Raw genomic sequence first — 14,989 nt, 5'->3', positions numbered from 1 at the left:
TTATGTATTCGATTAAGAAGTGAGGGCGCTCCGCAATAGGATAATCACGGAGCAATAGAGATTATAAGAATTCGTCCGCACCGCCAGACAACATGAGTTCGCCTGCATCGGCCATGCGACGAGCGATCGCCAGGATTTCTTTCTGTGCTGCTTCGACATCCGCCACGCGAACTGGCGGCATCGCTTCGATGTCATCACGCATCATCTCAGCCGCTCGTTTCGACATGTTCTTAAATACCTTCTCACGCAGAGAATCGTCGGCACCTTTAAGTGCTTTTTGCAACACGTCTTGTGGTACATCACGCAGCAATTTCTGAATACCTTGATCGTCCACTTCGACTAAGTTTTCGAAGACAAACATCAAGTCTTGAATTTGCGTCGCCATGTCTTCGTCTTGATCGCGAATCTGTTCCATCAATAAACCTTCGACGTTGTTGTCTAGATAGTTCATGATCTCCGCTGCCGCTTTCAGGCCGCCAATCTTGGCTGCTTGAGCGCCAGCTTGACCCGCGAACTGTTTCTCCATGATTTCGTTCAGCTCTGCCAGTGCCGATGGCTGAACTTCTTCAAGGTTGGCAATACGCATCATCAGATCCAAACGCACGCGCTCAGGGAACTGAGACAAAATCTCCGCGGATTGGTCTGCTTCTAAATAAGACAATACGATGGTTTGGATCTGCGGGTGTTCGTTGACAATGATGCTCGCCACTTGTCGTGGGTCCATCCATTTCAGCGAATCCAAGCCTTTTGAACCCGTACCAAGCAGGATCTGGTCAACCAAGTTGTTGGCTTTGTCTTCACCAAGAGCTGCCACCAGCGCATTACGCATGAAGTCTTCGCTGCCCATGCCGATGTTGGTGTATTTCTGGATGTCCTCCAAAAACGCACGGTGAACGGCCGAAACCTTGTCTTGGCTGAGGTCTTTCGCCTTAGCCATCGCACTACCCACACGCTGGACCTGTTTTGGCTCTAGGTGACGAATAATGCCAGCGGCATCTTGTTCATTGAGACTCAGTAGCAAAATTGCTGCTTTTTCTTCGCCAGTAATGGTTGAGACATCCAGCTCAACTGGCATTCCCGCGGCGTTGTCATCTTGAGGTACGATATCGTTAGCCATTGTCATTCATCCAGTTTTTCACTACTTGAGCAGCAAGTTCAGGTTCATTCGCAACCAGAGCGCGAACCGCTTTCAATACATCTTCATCTTTATGAAGGTTTGGCAAATCAATACTTGAACCAAACTCAAACAGTTCGCTGCTTTCAATGTCGCTGCCAATCAGGCTAGTTTCACCATCTGCACCAATCGGCAAGCCGTCTGGTCCGTACATTTCGTCTTCGTCATCACTGGTAGGGTTAAGCAATTTCTTCATTGCTGGGCGAACCAGAACCAACACAACAACGATGATCACTAATGCACTTGCGAACCAACGAACCCAGTCACTGAAGTTAGGGTGCTCCCAAATTGGTGGTTCTTCCAGCTGTTCAGCCTCAGGCTCTGCAAACTTCACACTCAGTACATTCAACAAATCACCACGGCCTTGGTCAAAACCGACCGTACCAATTAAGACTTGGCGAATAGCATTAATTTCCGATTCGGACATCGGGGTATAGGTCACTTCTCCCGTATCTGGGTTGACCTGACGACGGTCCTTAATCGCAACAGAAACCGTCTGACGAGCAACCGTCCCCGTCTGCTTACGCTCATGGCTGATGGTGGTATCAAGCTCAAAGTTACGCGTGGATTCTTTACGCACCGAACCCTGTCCCATGACAGAACCGTCTTTCATCTGAGCCACATCTTGCGGAATAGAGGCATCCGCTGGAGGCTGATTACTTAACGCCCCCGGAATACCCGCTACCATATTGCCGTTATTGTAATCTTCTAATGCGTACTCACTGCGGGTTGCAGGGGTATTGGGATCAAAGCGTTTGCGAGTTTGTTCAACCGCGCTGAAATCCATTTGGATATCGACCTGCGCCGTGTAGTTGCCATAACCTAAAATAGGTAATAGCACTGAATCAATTTTTTCACGCAGCGCTTGTTCCTGGCTACGCTCTAATTCTTGCTCTTTGCGTCGCGCAGCAGAAGCAGGGTCTTGAGAGCCTGAACTGAGCAAACGACCATGCTGATCTGTGACGGTAATGCGGGAAGTTTTCATTCCCGGAACGGCACTCGCCACCATGTCGACGATAGAATCAACTTCTTGCTGTTTGAGGTTCGTACCAGTCGACAGTGTCAAAAATACGGACGCTGATGCTTCTTGGTTATGACGCACAAAAACACTGTGCTTTGGTAGCGCCAATAAGACTCGCGCTTTACGAACTTGCTTCATTTCCTCAATCGCTTGAGCCAACTGACGTTCTCGACTGAGTTTAAGGCGCTCTTGCTCTAAACGTTGTGATACGCCAAAGCCCATATCTTGCAGCAAAATATCATCGCCCGCCTCTGTGGCTTGGTTTACGCCCGAGCGAACCATGCCAAGTTTGATCGAGTTGTATTCGCTCGATTCAACAGAAATGGTATTACCATCAAGCTTGTAATTGATTTTTTGCTGGTCCAGATAATCCAAAACGGGGATCAACTCTTCGGTCTCATACGCTCCAAGCGGGCGCATCTCCGGCTCTTTGACCCAAAAGAACAGCATCACGATCAATGCAACACAGATGGAGATTGACAGCACAAGTACAACTTGACGAAGTAAATCAAGGTCACCCACTGCCATATCAAATTTTGACGCACTGCGCTCCTCTAGATCTGGATTTTGACTCTCCACATCTACGTCGGAACTTGCTACCAGTGCACCATCTGAGCCGCCTTCAGTGACGGTTAAATCTGTAGACTTGTCTGCCACACTTATTACCTAAATTACACTGGCATGTTCATGAGGTCTTTATACGCCTCAACGAGTTTATTGCGAATTTGAACCGTCGCATCAAAAGCGACACTAGACTTGTTACGAGCAATCATAACGTCAGAAAGGGAAACATCGGCATCACCACGATCAAAACGGGTTTGTAAGTCACCGGATGCTTTTTGAAGTGTGTTCACGTTATTGATGGCTTTAGTTAGGAGATCATTAAAATCTGCTCCAACTTTCGCCCCACTTGCAGTAGGAGCAGTATTGGTTGCTTCTACCATCATGGCGCGCATTTCTGCCTGAATACCATCAACTTTCATTAGCACCTCTAAGCCAAAAGATTGACTATTAACAAAACTGATTATTAACACAGCAATTAACGTGCCATAAGACATTAGTTAGCGGTTTGCTTACACTTTTTGTCTTATGGCGATTGCACATGTTAATTTGGGATATCTATACCAGCATCACGCATTTTGGCAAGTTTGTAGCGCAAGGTTCGTGGGCTTATGCCCAGTTTCTCCGCCATTTCTTTGCGTCGGCCGTTACACTCCACCAAGGTTTCCAAAATAATGGCGTATTCTTGGTCACGCAGCTCGCTGCCCAAGCCTTCCCCGCCAGATACCGGACGGTTCACACTCTCAGGTTGAGCGACTGGCTTAACATTAGGTACCACCATCTCTGCATTTTGCACCACATGTTGCAAGCTGTTGGCATCTTGCCAATCCACCCCTTCTAGTAAGATGTGCTCAGCGTCGATATCACCATTCTCACTTAAGATAAGAGCTCGTTGCACCACGTTATCCAGCTCACGAACGTTACCTGGCCAAGGGTATTGCAGCAGCTTTTCTACCGCAACGGCTGAAAATTGAGGCAATGGCATCCCCATCTTGCTGCAATGACGCTCAGCAAGATGCTTGGCGAGTGGCGCAATATCGCCTTTGCGTTCGTTCAGTGCTGGCCACGCAATTGGGAACACATTCAGGCGGTAGTATAAATCTTCACGGAAGTTGCCTTCTGAGACATACTGCTTGAGATCACGGTTACTGGTAGCGAGCACGCGTACATCCAGCTTGATACTCTTACGACTGCCAAGGCGCTCCACTTCACGCTCTTGCAAAACACGTAATAGTTTCGCTTGCAGGTTTAAGTCCATTTCGCTGATTTCATCTAGCAAAATGGTGCCGCCTTGCGCTTGTTCAAACTTACCCGGACACGCTTGAACCGCACCAGTGAACGCGCCTTTCTCGTAACCAAATAGCGTCGCTTCCAGCATGTTGTCTGGAATCGCCGCACAGTTGATCGCAACGAATGGACCATCTTTACGGTTTGATGCGTTGTGAATATAACGCGACATCACTTCTTTACCTGAGCCACTCGGACCTAGCACCATAACATTCGCATCTGTACGTGCCACTTTATCGGCCAATGCAAGTAGGCGCAGACTTTTTTCATCTGCAACGACCGCGTCACCATTGTCATCGCTTTTGATCGGTGCATATCGACTGACCATGTTCAGCAATACTTCTGGTGCAAATGGTTTCGCCATGTAGTCAATCGCGCCGTCTTTCATTGCCGACACGGCATCTTCAATGTTGGCGTACGCCGTCATTAACAGTACTGGTAAGTTAGGCCAATTCTGCTTGATGTTTTTGAGCAGAGCCAATCCGCCCATACCTGCCATTTGCACGTCAGAAACGACGATATCGACAGTATTCGATTTGAGTTTTAGTAGTGCGTCTTCCGCACAGTCAGCTTCTAACCACTCATACCCTGCCAGAGCCAGAGTATCCACTAGGGCTTCACGAAGACCTTCATCGTCTTCTACGATCAGCACTTTGCTTTGCGCCATTCTGATTCTCCAGTAATTGTTATTACCAGAAGCTGCTTACTGCGCTTCTGGTTGCACTCGCTCTAGCGGAATGCACATGGTAAAGCAGGCTCCATCACCCTGCTCTGAAATAAGTTCCAATCGACCGTCATGGGCACGGCAAACCATCTGAACAACAGCCAGCCCTAACCCGGTTCCTTGAGAACGCGTGGTAAAAAATGGCTCCATAATTTTGGCTTGTAGTTCTTCAGGTACACCCGGTCCACTGTCTTGCACTGAAATGCGCAACTCGCCATTTACCGGGCGGAAAAAAATATCGACTTGCGACTCTTTACCAGACATCTGAATCGCATTCATGACAAGGTTGCTCAACGCGGATGCAATCGCATTCGCATTGCCTAGCAACTCAGTTTGTTCTTCTTCCACTTCTAGGCAGTAATCAATACCGTTATTTTTTAGCGCGGTTTCGACCATCGGCTGATATTCCGCCACCAACTGAGCAATCGTAAATGGCTTAATGACTTTATTATCACCACCTTTAGCAAAAAGCAGCATATCATTAACCTGCTTTTCCAAATCGTGCAGTCGATCCATTAATTTGGTTTGAAAGCGATCCCTTGTCGCTGGTGGAAGGTTTGGCGCTCCCAAATTGGATGCATATAGCATGGCGCTCGATAGCGGCGTTCTTACTTGATGAGCAAGTGACGCTACCATACGCCCTAACGACGACAAGCGTTGTAAATCACTCACACGAGCTTGAAGTAAGCGAGTTTCGGTTAAATCGGTAATCAGGATCAATTGACCTGTCGTAGAAGCCGAAATGGCTAATCGAACTTTACGACCATTCCGCAGGGAAACTTCGTGACCATCATCCTCACGAGGATCAAACACCGCCTGAATAATGTTGAACCATTTTTCATTAACCAGTGGAATCTCAAGAATTCGGTGCGCCTCTGGGTTTGCTTCACGCACTATGCCGAACGTGTCGAGCAGAATCACTCCGGCAGGCATCACATCAAGCACCTGCTTATAGCGCTCAACCTGATTTTCTACGGAATCTAAATGGGATTGGTTGGTGTTGTTATCCATTACTGCCTGTCGAAATATCGCCGCTAAAACTAAAATAGCTTGGTAAGCAATTAGCGTACCAAGCTATTTTTTATATTTATCATGACGTTAAGTCATCGACAATAAGTTGACACCCTCAGATAACGGTTTTTGGTGTCAGAAAAACGATGCTAAATAGCCCAAATGATTTAGATATCGTCTTAAATCTCAACGTTGCCTAGCGTTGTAAGTTGTACTTACGCATTTTTTCCACCAACGTTGTGCGTCGCATACCCAGCATATCAGCGGCTCGTGCCACGACTCCACCTTGTGCTTCTAACGCTTGGCTGATCATATTAACTTCTAAATCAGCCAACAGCTCTTTCAGATTTACACCTTCAGGCGGCAGCGCTTGCGGAGCGTTCATGCTGTGGTCAAGATCGTCTTGATCATCAAAGCTAAAGTCTTCTGAGAAGATGTCTTGGAACACATCACGCTCTTGTTCTTCAACCGAAATAAACGGATTACTTTCTGGTTGGAACTCCGGGATATCACTGTAGCGATATTTGGTTGGTAAGTGGTTTACATCGACCAAGCTATTTGGGTACAGAATGATCATTCGCTCAACAAGGTTCGCTAACTCACGCACGTTACCCGGCCAGTTGTGCTCCATCAATGAATTGATCGCACGAGGGGTAAAACAGATAGGCTGGCCACCCTCCGCTTCCAGACGCGTCATCAACTCTTGCAGCAGCAATGGAATATCTTGTTTGCGCTCTTTCAGCGCAGGCATCTCGATTGGAAACACGTTCAAACGATAGAACAAGTCTTCTCGGAACGTGCCTTCTTCAATCATACTTTCTAGATTACGGTGTGTTGCCGCGACAACTCGAACATTGACCTTGATGGTGCTATTGCCACCCACACGTTCGAAACAGCGCTCTTGTAATACGCGAAGTAGCTTCACTTGCATCGACATCGGCATATCGCCAATCTCATCAAGAAAGATCGTGCCACCGTCTGCGAGCTCAAATCGACCTTTACGTGCCGTTAACGCACCAGTAAACGCGCCTTTTTCGTGGCCAAACAATTCACTTTCTAGAAGCTCCGGTGGAATGGCACCACAGTTAATGGGCACAAAGGCACCACTGCTGTACGACGAATGATAGTGAATGTTACGCGCAACGACTTCTTTACCAGTACCAGATTCACCCAAGATCAACACGTTTGCCTCAGTGTCTGAGACTTGCTCGATCAGGTGACGAACTTCTTGAATACCTCTGCTTTGACCAACTAAGCTGCGAAAAAGCGTGTTTTTTCGTGCACTGGCAACGACATTGACCCCTTTTCGACCCAGAAAGTCTTTGCAGTGGCGTAACGCCTCACTAAGCTGTGGGTAATTAAGAGGTAGTTCTAGCTCACCTACAAAATTTGGAAGATCATCCACGGGCAACGGAAATCGGCCCATGACTAAAAGTGGGATGTGGTAGGCGCTGTTTAAATGAGAGATAACCGTATTCGCCGCTTGACCTGCTGGAATGTTACCAACAATACAGCACGACCATACGCTAGACCAATCAACATCGCTGAGCTGATCAGAACTGACCGCTTCGCAATTTTCTCCAACAAATTCCAATATATTGCTTAAATTTAAACGACTTGATGCGTCATCATCAATTACAAGCAGCTTTGCCAAACCTTGCATAAGTAAGAATGATTGCCTTTATTTTAGGTGCGTTGCGGCCAAACCTTGATTTGCGCAATTGGGTGCTAAAAGAAGGCAGAACCACCACACTCAATTTACGATAGACAAAATAGGAAAATCAGCAACAAAAAAAGCCATTAGGGCTACTAATGGCTTCTATTTTATTTGAATATAAAAATAAGGCAACCAAGCAATAAAGAGGTGTGAGCTTGATAGAAACTTTGCTACACAACTCGTTGCGCAATTGACAAATATATTCCTCTGATATCTTAACGCGTTGTTTTGGTTATTAAATACCGACTTCAGCTGCTGTAAGATTATGAAACTCTGTAGGGATTTGGTCCCAAGCGGATTTGATCTCACGGATAATGTCGATAACGTCGTCGATCAGTTGAGGATCATTTTGATGGTTAGCAGCTGAAATTTGCGTGATCATAAACTCATAGAGTGAATCTAAGTTTGAAGCAATATCACCACCGTCATCCATCGATAGACAGCTACGTAGCGCAATAATGATGTCTAGCGCTTTACCTAAACGCTCACCTTTTGCTGGAATGTTGCCTGCTTGCATGGCCGCTTTACCTTGAATAAGACGCTCAATCGCACCAGCCATAAGCATTTGAATGACTTTGTGCGGAGAAGCCGCGCTTAGCTGGCTGTCGACTGATACCTTTTTGTATGCTTGCAAAGAACCGCGCATAGTAATCCTCTTTTAAATAAACTTTTTGTACTGCTGAAGCGAACGCTGGCCATAACGAAACTTATGAAGTTCTTTTCCGACCTTTGACGTTTCCGATTGCATCAGCTCGACAATTCTTTTGGTACGAGTAAGCAACGCTTGCCACTCTGCATCCTGCTTAACCAAAGGATTTTGATGAATAATTGGTAACAGGTTTTGCAATAACCGTTCCCTGATATCGACCAAGCGAAGAATTTCTTCAGTACTAAAGTCGACTTTTTCCAATTCTTGCGTAATTAGTTGATCTATATCACTAATATCTATGAGTTCTTTTTGCATTTATTAACCCAACGCACTCATTAAGGCACCTAACTGACCTTGCATTTTGCCAGTCGCATCTTGCATGGCGGTAAACTTCGCGTGAGTGCGCTTTTCTAGGCTTTCCATGCGGCGATCTAATGCCGCTTGATCATCACTCAAACGATAATTTTGTTCTGTGAGACTTTTTTCTCGAGTACGAATGCTGCCTGTAATGCCTGTAATACCATGAATCGCGTCTTCGACTCGTTTAGCAAAACCTGTGTTGCCACCGAAGAACTTTTCTAGCTCGTTGAAGTTGTTGTTCAACTGACGATCCAACATGTCATAGTTGATTTCTAGGGTGCCTTGACGCGTGGTAGTAATGCCAAATTCAGTTAATGACTTTAGGTTTTCAGGCGCTTTATCAATTTGAGTGGAAAATACCGATTTTAATCGTGAGTCTGCGCTGCGTACGGTACTGTCACCCGACAACGGGCCTTTTTGACCAGTAACCGGATCCACACTCGCCAACGCTTGAGACGTTTGATAAAACGAGTTGTACGCCGCAACAAAGTTTTCGATGTCGTTACGCACACTCTGACGGTCGTATTCGACGCCAATTTCAGCAGGTGGCTTGTTCGGTTCTGATTTGCCTTTAAGTGTTAAATCAACACCTTCTATGGCATCTTCAATCACATTGTTGTGACTAGAAAGCTTTGCTACTCCATCAAGCAGAACTTCTGAATCTTGCCCTGCTTGTACCTCTGTCATACCAAGGTATTCTTCAAAAGCAGATTGCGCTTTTGCGATTTTCGCTTCTGCTTCATCAATTTTTTCTAAACGTTCGCGTTCTTGAGGATCCAGCTTAGCGCGATGAATTTGTTTCGCTTGCTCTTCGGTCAATTCACCACGTTCAACTTTTGCGTCTAGCGCTTGTTTTTCACTCGCAATTTTTTGCTCAATTTCAGCTTTTTCTTGCTCAAGAAGCTGCTTGGCCTCTTTCGTCGTAACGTAAGAGTCGGTTAATGTACCTGATGCGGCATTACTCCAACCCGGTACATCTGGTGCCTTCTCTATTGCTTTCTCGTCGAGTTCGAGCTCTGGTTCTTCATAAGAATCCAGCAAAGTGCCTGACGCAGTTTCTGTCCACCCTGGAATTCGGTCTTCAGGGCGCAAACTCGCACGTCGGTTGGCTTCATCAATCGCTTCCTGCCCAGCTTTAGCAGCTTCCGCACCCGCAGCAGAGATTGGCTCTTGGGAGCCATCATCTTGTCCATTTTCTGCCGCTTTTTGCTCTTCTGGAGGTAGAGGATTGCCGTTTGCATCCAGTTCCACTGGTTGCTCGGGGAATTGAAGAGGACCTAACACTTCTTCCGCCGCTGAACGAGCTTCTTCAAGCGCGTTAACACGGTCTTCAAGTGTTTGATATTCGAAATATTTTAGAGGGTTGCCTTTGTCGGCCTCCACACTGACTCTGATTTGATGATCCTTACCAGAGAGATTTGAGGCAAGGATAAGGCGTGGTCCTTCAACGTCGTTAATGAGAGATGCTCGAACACCGGGGTTGTCTTTTGAGCCGTTGATGCCGCGTACGACGTCTGCGAGCTTGGAGCTCGAACGAACGTTCACGTTGAAGGTGTCATCACCAAGCGAAATCTGCAGCTTACCAGGGCCAAACTTTGCGTCTTCTGGCAGTACGTCAGAAGCGACTTTGTGGCTCTGGGCAAGCTGCAACACATCGATAGCATATTTGCCAGCGATAGCATCTGTGGTTGCCGTAGCAGATACGATATTGTCGTCTGTCGTTTCAACAGTACGAACGGCAAACGCTTTCTCTTGACGAAAGTTCGCCATAAGATTTTTCATCGTATCCAGTGATTCTCTGAGTCGCCCATAGGCACTGATACTGGCATTAATTGTCGTGCGCTCGTTGTCAATGCGTTGCTGCTTTGGTACGCGTTCGGCATCCACAATTTTGCTGACCATGGAATTGATATCCATGCCGCCAGACATCCCCAAAGGGCCTAAACTCATCAAATCACCTCTAAAAACGACTTACACTTTTTCAGTCAACAACCCGCTGTTGGCTGTGTGCTCAGCTAGGCGACGCAATACCACTAGCATCTCTTCATCAGGAATTTGACGAATCACGTCGCCCGTTTTGGCTTCGTAAATCGTCACCACATCTCTCCCGGATTCCTCATCCACTCGAAACGCGACTCCTTTGTTTATGGACGTCACAAACTCATTCATTTGCGCGACCAATTTTTCACGTTCTTCTTTGTTCAGCTCTTGACGGCTTTCCGCCATCTCGATCGCAGCTTGAACAGAGAAGTCGTATTCGGTGTCGTTCGCTTTTTGCGGCGAAACCTCACCATTTGAATTTGCTGGGCTAGACGTGCCTATATCATTGCCATTTTTATTTGCAAACTTTGTGCCACTTGGCGTGCCGTAAGGCTGGATGTTCGATGCGTAGGAGGATATATCCATTACAATCTCCCTTCCACCTTATGGGCTAACGATAGAACCTATCGCTTTGGTGCCCCAGCACTAAGGTAATTACCTCAGGCTGGGTCAACCACTTAGCCCAACAAGCTTAGCGCTGCAGATGGAGACTGCTTCGCTTGAGCCAGGATTGAAGTACTTGCTTGCTGAAGAATTTGCGACTTAGTCATCGCAGTGGTTTCTTTCGCGTAATCAGTATCTTTAATACGGCTGTTAGACGCATTAACGTTCTCGTTAATGTTGTCTAGGTTGCTGATTGCGTGGTTGAAGCGGTTTTGGAAAGCACCAAGTGACGCACGTTGGCTGTCTACTGACTTAAGCGCACCGTCGATAACAGCCACGGCTTCTTGAGAGCCTGCTACTGTTGTTACGTCGATGTCTTTCACTGTTACGTCTTTCGGGCCACCAAAGCCGATCTCGTCCGCTAGGTTGCCAGAGAACTCAACATCACCTTGAACTTTTTGAGAAGAAGCAAATACTTGTAGTTTACCATCTTCACCAACAGACGCTTTTACATCATCGTTTTGACCGTTGATGTACGTTGCTAGCTGCTCAATGTCGTCGCCTTGTTTTGCGCTGATCGATAGCTCTTTCTCTTCACCTTGTTTGTTGGTGTAGCTCATTTTGAACTCAGTTTTCTCACCAACAGTCCAAGATGCATCTTTACCCTCTTCTGCTGCGTAGCTCTTGCCACCCATTGCAGAAGTGTCTGAGCGCAAGCTACCCATAGAAAGCATCACTGCTTCACCTGAGTCTGCACCGATTTGGAAAGATTGCGTACCGTATGTACCGTTTAGCAACTTGTTACCACCGAAAGAGGTAGTTTCAGCAATACGGTTTAGCTCGTCATTTAGCGCTGTTACTTCTTCTTGGATCGCAACACGTTCTGCTTTTGAGTTAGAACCGTTCGCAGATTGAAGCGATAGGTCACGCATACGTTGTAGGATGTTGGTAGATTCATTCATTGCACCTTCAGCAACCTGTGCAATAGAAATACCGTCGTTTGCGTTTTTCACCGCCATGTCTAGGCCACGGCTTTGTGCATTCAAGCGGTTTGAAATCTGTAGACCTGCAGCATCGTCTTTCGCGCTATTGATTTTATAACCCGAAGACAAACGCTCCATTGATTTTTGTTGACCGTCAGCTGCCTGGTTTAGGTAACGCTGTGCAGTCATCGCAGAAACGTTAGTATTAACGTTAATCGCCATAATTGATCTCCTTAAGGCTTTAGTGAATGTACCGTCGTGTCTCTCACCTCACTTAGGTACATCTCATTTCTCTCAGTCCCTTTAACGGCGACCGATGAATATCCTTTAGAAGAAATTTTCAATTTTTTGCGATTATTTTCTTTGGCTTACTGAAATGTGATGAAGCTCTAATGTCGTGATTCGCAGAAATCCTGAGTCCCCAAAAGACAGAAAAAAACCCAGCCGAAGCTGGGTTTACTCGCTCATCTCTCACCACGAGCCAATGAGGTTCTCGTCTTAGGTTTGAAATTAACCTAGCAGACTTAGCGCTGAGTTTGGCGCTTGTTTCGCTTGCGCAAGGATTGAGCTTGACGCTTGCGATAGAATTTGTGACTTGGTCATTTGAGTCGTTTCTTTCGCGAAGTCAGTATCTTTGATACGGCTCTTCGACGCGTTCACATTCTCGTTAATGTTGTCCAAGTTGCTGATTGCATGGTTGAAACGGTTTTGGAAAGCACCCAGCTCTGCGCGGTGGCTGTCTACGTATTTCAGTGCCGCATCGATGATAGCAACAGATTCCTGTGCGCCACCAACTGAGGTTACGTCGATAGTATCTACCGTTACTTTTTTACCTTCGCCCAAACCCAGCTCGCCAGATAGGCCGCCTGAAAACTCGACTTCGCCTTCGACTTTGTTGTTGCCAGCAAAGATTTGCAGTTTACCGTCTTGATCTACTGAGGCTTTCACTAGGTCAGTTTGACCGTTAATGTAAGTCGCAAGCTCTTCGATATCGTCACCTGCTTTTGCGCTGATGTTGATTTCTTGCTCTTGACCGTAGCTGTCCGTTAGGTTGATTTTTAGGTCGTTCTTACCTTCAGCAACGTTCCAGTCTTTACCTTTACCACTTTCAGCTTGGTAGCTCACACCGCCCATCATTTTGTTGTCTGAACGCATGTCTTTTAGCTCAAGCATCACTGCTTCACCGTTATCCGCACCGATTTGGAACGATTTCGCACCGTGTGTGCCGTTTAGTAGCTTGTTACCACCGAAAGACGTGGTTTCTGCGATACGGTTTAGTTCGTCATTTAGCGCGGTCACTTCTTCTTGAATCGCCACACGCTCTGATTTCGAGTTTGAGCCGTTTGCTGATTGTAGAGACAAATCACGCATACGTTGAAGAATGTTAGTGGTCTCGTTCATTGCACCTTCAGCGGTTTGTGCAATTGAGATACCGTCGTTCGCGTTGCGAACCGCCACATCCAAACCACGGCTTTGTACGTTCAAACGGTTCGAAATTTGAAGACCCGCAGCGTCATCTTTTGCGCTGTTGATTTTGAAACCCGAAGACAAACGCTCCATAGAAGTTTGTTGAGCTGAGTTTGCGTTGTTTAGGTAACGCTGAGCGGTCATCGCTGATACGTTAGTGTTTACATTCACTGCCATGGTGATTTCTCCAATTGATTTTCCGGTATAGCGGTTTCCGACGTCTCGGAAAACCAAGTAGTTCTCTCAAAGTTACTTTTATTAACGGCGCTCAAACTGATTTCTTTAGGGAATTCTTTGGATTTTTTTGAAAAAAGTTCATTTGGAGAAGGAATCGTGATGAAGCAGATAAAAAAGCGAAAAAACGTCAAATTTTCGCTAAAGCTTCTTTTCGAGCTGTCGATAAAGGCAGGTTTTACGTTAAATTCGAGCGAGGTCGATCATTAGCCAAGTAAGGTTAATGCTAGGTTGGGCGCTTGTTTTGCTTGTGCAAGAATAGAAGTACTGACCTGCTGCAAGATCTGCTGCTTCACCATTTGCGTGGTTTCTTTCGCGTAGTCAGTGTCTTGGATACGACTGTTGGAAGCGGCTAAGTTTTCGTGGATGTTATCGAGATTATTGATCGCGTGATTAAAGCGGGTTTGATACGCGCCTAACTCAGCACGATGGCTATCAACGTACTTCATCGCAGTATCTAGGACGGCCACGGCTTGTTGCGCACCACCAACAGACGTAATGTCGATGTTATCAACCGCATCGTAACCTTTTAGCTGTAACCCCAGTTCACTCGCTAAGTCACCTGAAAACGATAAAGTGCCTGAAGTTTCTTCTCCAGCCATAAATAGCTGTAACTGACCTTCTTCATTCACCGATGCCGTGACTTTGTCAGTTTGACCATTGATATAAGTCGCAAGCTCTTCGATATCATCGCCAGCTTTGGCATTAATTTGAATGGTTTCCGTCTCACCAAAACGATTCGTAAATGACATACTAAGATCATTCGCACCGTCTTTTACTTTCCAATCAGAGCTTGCACGTCCGTTTGCAATGTAACTAAAGCCGCCCATATCAATGCCATCACTGCGCATCGACTTTAATTCAACTTGCACAGCTTCACCTGACGCTGCACCGATTTGAAATGCCGACTTACCAAAGCTGCCATTGAGCAGTTTACGCCCACCAAAGGAGGTCGTTTCGGCAATGCGGTTTAGCTCATCGTTAAGTGCCGTCACTTCTTCTTGCAGTGCAGTGCGTTCCGCTTTGCTGTTTGAACCGTTAGCAGATTGAAGCGACAAATCACGCATACGTTGCATGATATTGGTCACCTCATTCATCGCCCCTTCGGCGGTTTGCATGATGGAAATACCGTCATTCGCGTTACGTACCGCGACATCCAAACCGCGCATTTGCGATTGCAGACGGTTGGAGATTTGCAGACCTGCCGCGTCATCTTTTGCGCTGTTAATACGCTTCCCTGAAGACAAACGCTCCATGGATTGGTTCAGCATGTCAGTTGCACTGGTCAAATGACGTTGTGCAACAAGTGCTGCAACATTGGTATTAACGGTGATCGCCACGAATAAAGAGTCCTAAAATTAAGGCTTTGAGTACTTA

Annotated in this window: 13 protein-coding genes; all 13 read right to left on the bottom strand. The window is 46.5% G+C overall.

Translation table 11 applies throughout. The annotated features are described in order from the left end of the window. Nucleotides 1–61: 61 nt before the first annotated feature. The 13 genes from fliG to VEA_RS06335 all read right to left on the bottom strand — a co-directional run bounded on the left by fliG (nt 62) and on the right by VEA_RS06335 (nt 14,952). Nucleotides 62–1,117 (bottom strand): flagellar motor switch protein FliG, encoded by a 1,056-nt coding sequence (fliG, locus tag VEA_RS06395; protein WP_012841526.1) that lies wholly within the window; start codon nt 1,115–1,117, stop codon nt 62–64. Continuing rightward, a complete protein-coding gene (gene fliF, locus VEA_RS06390; protein WP_006741698.1) occupies nt 1,110–2,852 on the bottom strand; it encodes a flagellar basal-body MS-ring/collar protein FliF in 1,743 nt (580 codons plus the stop codon). The genes fliG and fliF overlap by 8 nt, the downstream gene beginning before the upstream one ends. Nucleotides 2,853–2,866: 14 nt before the next feature. Then, complete coding sequence (gene fliE / locus VEA_RS06385) at nt 2,867–3,178, bottom strand: flagellar hook-basal body complex protein FliE (RefSeq protein ID WP_012841525.1); 312 nt, start codon at nt 3,176–3,178, stop codon at nt 2,867–2,869. Between the two features lie 122 nt (nt 3,179–3,300). After that, nucleotides 3,301–4,710 carry a sigma-54-dependent transcriptional regulator gene (locus VEA_RS06380; protein ID WP_006741697.1) on the bottom strand — a complete coding sequence of 470 codons (1,410 nt, stop codon included), beginning with the start codon at nt 4,708–4,710 and terminating at the stop codon, nt 3,301–3,303. 36 nt (nt 4,711–4,746) lie between these two features. Further along, a complete protein-coding gene (locus VEA_RS06375; RefSeq protein ID WP_006741696.1) occupies nt 4,747–5,778 on the bottom strand; it encodes a sensor histidine kinase in 1,032 nt (343 codons plus the stop codon). Between the two features lie 196 nt (nt 5,779–5,974). Beyond that, nucleotides 5,975–7,441, bottom strand: coding sequence for a sigma-54 dependent transcriptional regulator (locus VEA_RS06370; RefSeq protein WP_006741695.1), 1,467 nt, complete (start codon nt 7,439–7,441; stop codon nt 5,975–5,977). Nucleotides 7,442–7,730: 289 nt separating this feature from the next. After that, nucleotides 7,731–8,141, bottom strand: a complete 411-nt coding sequence (gene fliS, locus VEA_RS06365) for a flagellar export chaperone FliS (RefSeq protein ID WP_012841524.1) — start codon at nt 8,139–8,141, stop codon at nt 7,731–7,733. 12 nt (nt 8,142–8,153) lie between these two features. Next, a complete protein-coding gene (locus VEA_RS06360; protein WP_012841523.1) occupies nt 8,154–8,459 on the bottom strand; it encodes a flagellar protein FliT in 306 nt (101 codons plus the stop codon). A 3-nt stretch (nt 8,460–8,462) separates the two neighbouring features. Continuing rightward, nucleotides 8,463–10,454, bottom strand: coding sequence for a flagellar filament capping protein FliD (gene fliD, locus VEA_RS06355; RefSeq protein WP_006741694.1), 1,992 nt, complete (start codon nt 10,452–10,454; stop codon nt 8,463–8,465). Nucleotides 10,455–10,475: 21 nt separating this feature from the next. Then, nucleotides 10,476–10,910 carry a flagellar protein FlaG gene (gene flaG / locus VEA_RS06350; RefSeq protein WP_012841522.1) on the bottom strand — a complete coding sequence of 145 codons (435 nt, stop codon included), beginning with the start codon at nt 10,908–10,910 and terminating at the stop codon, nt 10,476–10,478. A 92-nt stretch (nt 10,911–11,002) separates the two neighbouring features. After that, nucleotides 11,003–12,133 carry a flagellin gene (locus VEA_RS06345; RefSeq protein WP_006741693.1) on the bottom strand — a complete coding sequence of 377 codons (1,131 nt, stop codon included), beginning with the start codon at nt 12,131–12,133 and terminating at the stop codon, nt 11,003–11,005. A 288-nt stretch (nt 12,134–12,421) separates the two neighbouring features. Then, complete coding sequence (locus VEA_RS06340) at nt 12,422–13,555, bottom strand: flagellin (RefSeq protein WP_005393103.1); 1,134 nt, start codon at nt 13,553–13,555, stop codon at nt 12,422–12,424. A gap of 263 nt (nt 13,556–13,818) precedes the next feature. Next, nucleotides 13,819–14,952 (bottom strand): flagellin, encoded by a 1,134-nt coding sequence (locus VEA_RS06335; RefSeq protein WP_006741692.1) that lies wholly within the window; start codon nt 14,950–14,952, stop codon nt 13,819–13,821. Between the last annotated feature and the right edge of the window lie 37 nt (nt 14,953–14,989).

The sequence above is a fragment of the Vibrio antiquarius genome, from assembly GCF_000024825.1.
Lineage (GTDB): Bacteria > Pseudomonadota > Gammaproteobacteria > Enterobacterales > Vibrionaceae > Vibrio > Vibrio diabolicus.
The sequence above is the reverse complement of the archived record's forward strand: the minus strand, read 5'-3'. Positions and strand labels throughout refer to the sequence as shown.

What these genes read in the sequence shown, in the direction of transcription:
- VEA_RS06380 (WP_006741697.1), bottom strand. Translation starts at nt 4,710, where the DNA reads ATGGCGCAAAGCAAAGTGCTGATCGTAGAAGACGATGAAGGTCTTCGT.
- VEA_RS06345 (WP_006741693.1), bottom strand. Translation starts at nt 12,133, where the DNA reads ATGGCGATTAACGTTAATACTAACGTTTCTGCGATGACTGCACAGCGT.
- VEA_RS06360 (WP_012841523.1), bottom strand. Translation starts at nt 8,459, where the DNA reads ATGCAAAAAGAACTCATAGATATTAGTGATATAGATCAACTAATTACG.
- fliE (WP_012841525.1), bottom strand. Translation starts at nt 3,178, where the DNA reads ATGAAAGTTGATGGTATTCAGGCAGAAATGCGCGCCATGATGGTAGAA.
- fliS (WP_012841524.1), bottom strand. Translation starts at nt 8,141, where the DNA reads ATGCGCGGTTCTTTGCAAGCATACAAAAAGGTATCAGTCGACAGCCAG.
- VEA_RS06375 (WP_006741696.1), bottom strand. Translation starts at nt 5,778, where the DNA reads ATGGATAACAACACCAACCAATCCCATTTAGATTCCGTAGAAAATCAG.
- VEA_RS06370 (WP_006741695.1), bottom strand. Translation starts at nt 7,441, where the DNA reads ATGCAAGGTTTGGCAAAGCTGCTTGTAATTGATGATGACGCATCAAGT.
- fliG (WP_012841526.1), bottom strand. Translation starts at nt 1,117, where the DNA reads ATGGCTAACGATATCGTACCTCAAGATGACAACGCCGCGGGAATGCCA.
- VEA_RS06340 (WP_005393103.1), bottom strand. Translation starts at nt 13,555, where the DNA reads ATGGCAGTGAATGTAAACACTAACGTATCAGCGATGACCGCTCAGCGT.
- flaG (WP_012841522.1), bottom strand. Translation starts at nt 10,910, where the DNA reads ATGGATATATCCTCCTACGCATCGAACATCCAGCCTTACGGCACGCCA.
- fliD (WP_006741694.1), bottom strand. Translation starts at nt 10,454, where the DNA reads ATGAGTTTAGGCCCTTTGGGGATGTCTGGCGGCATGGATATCAATTCC.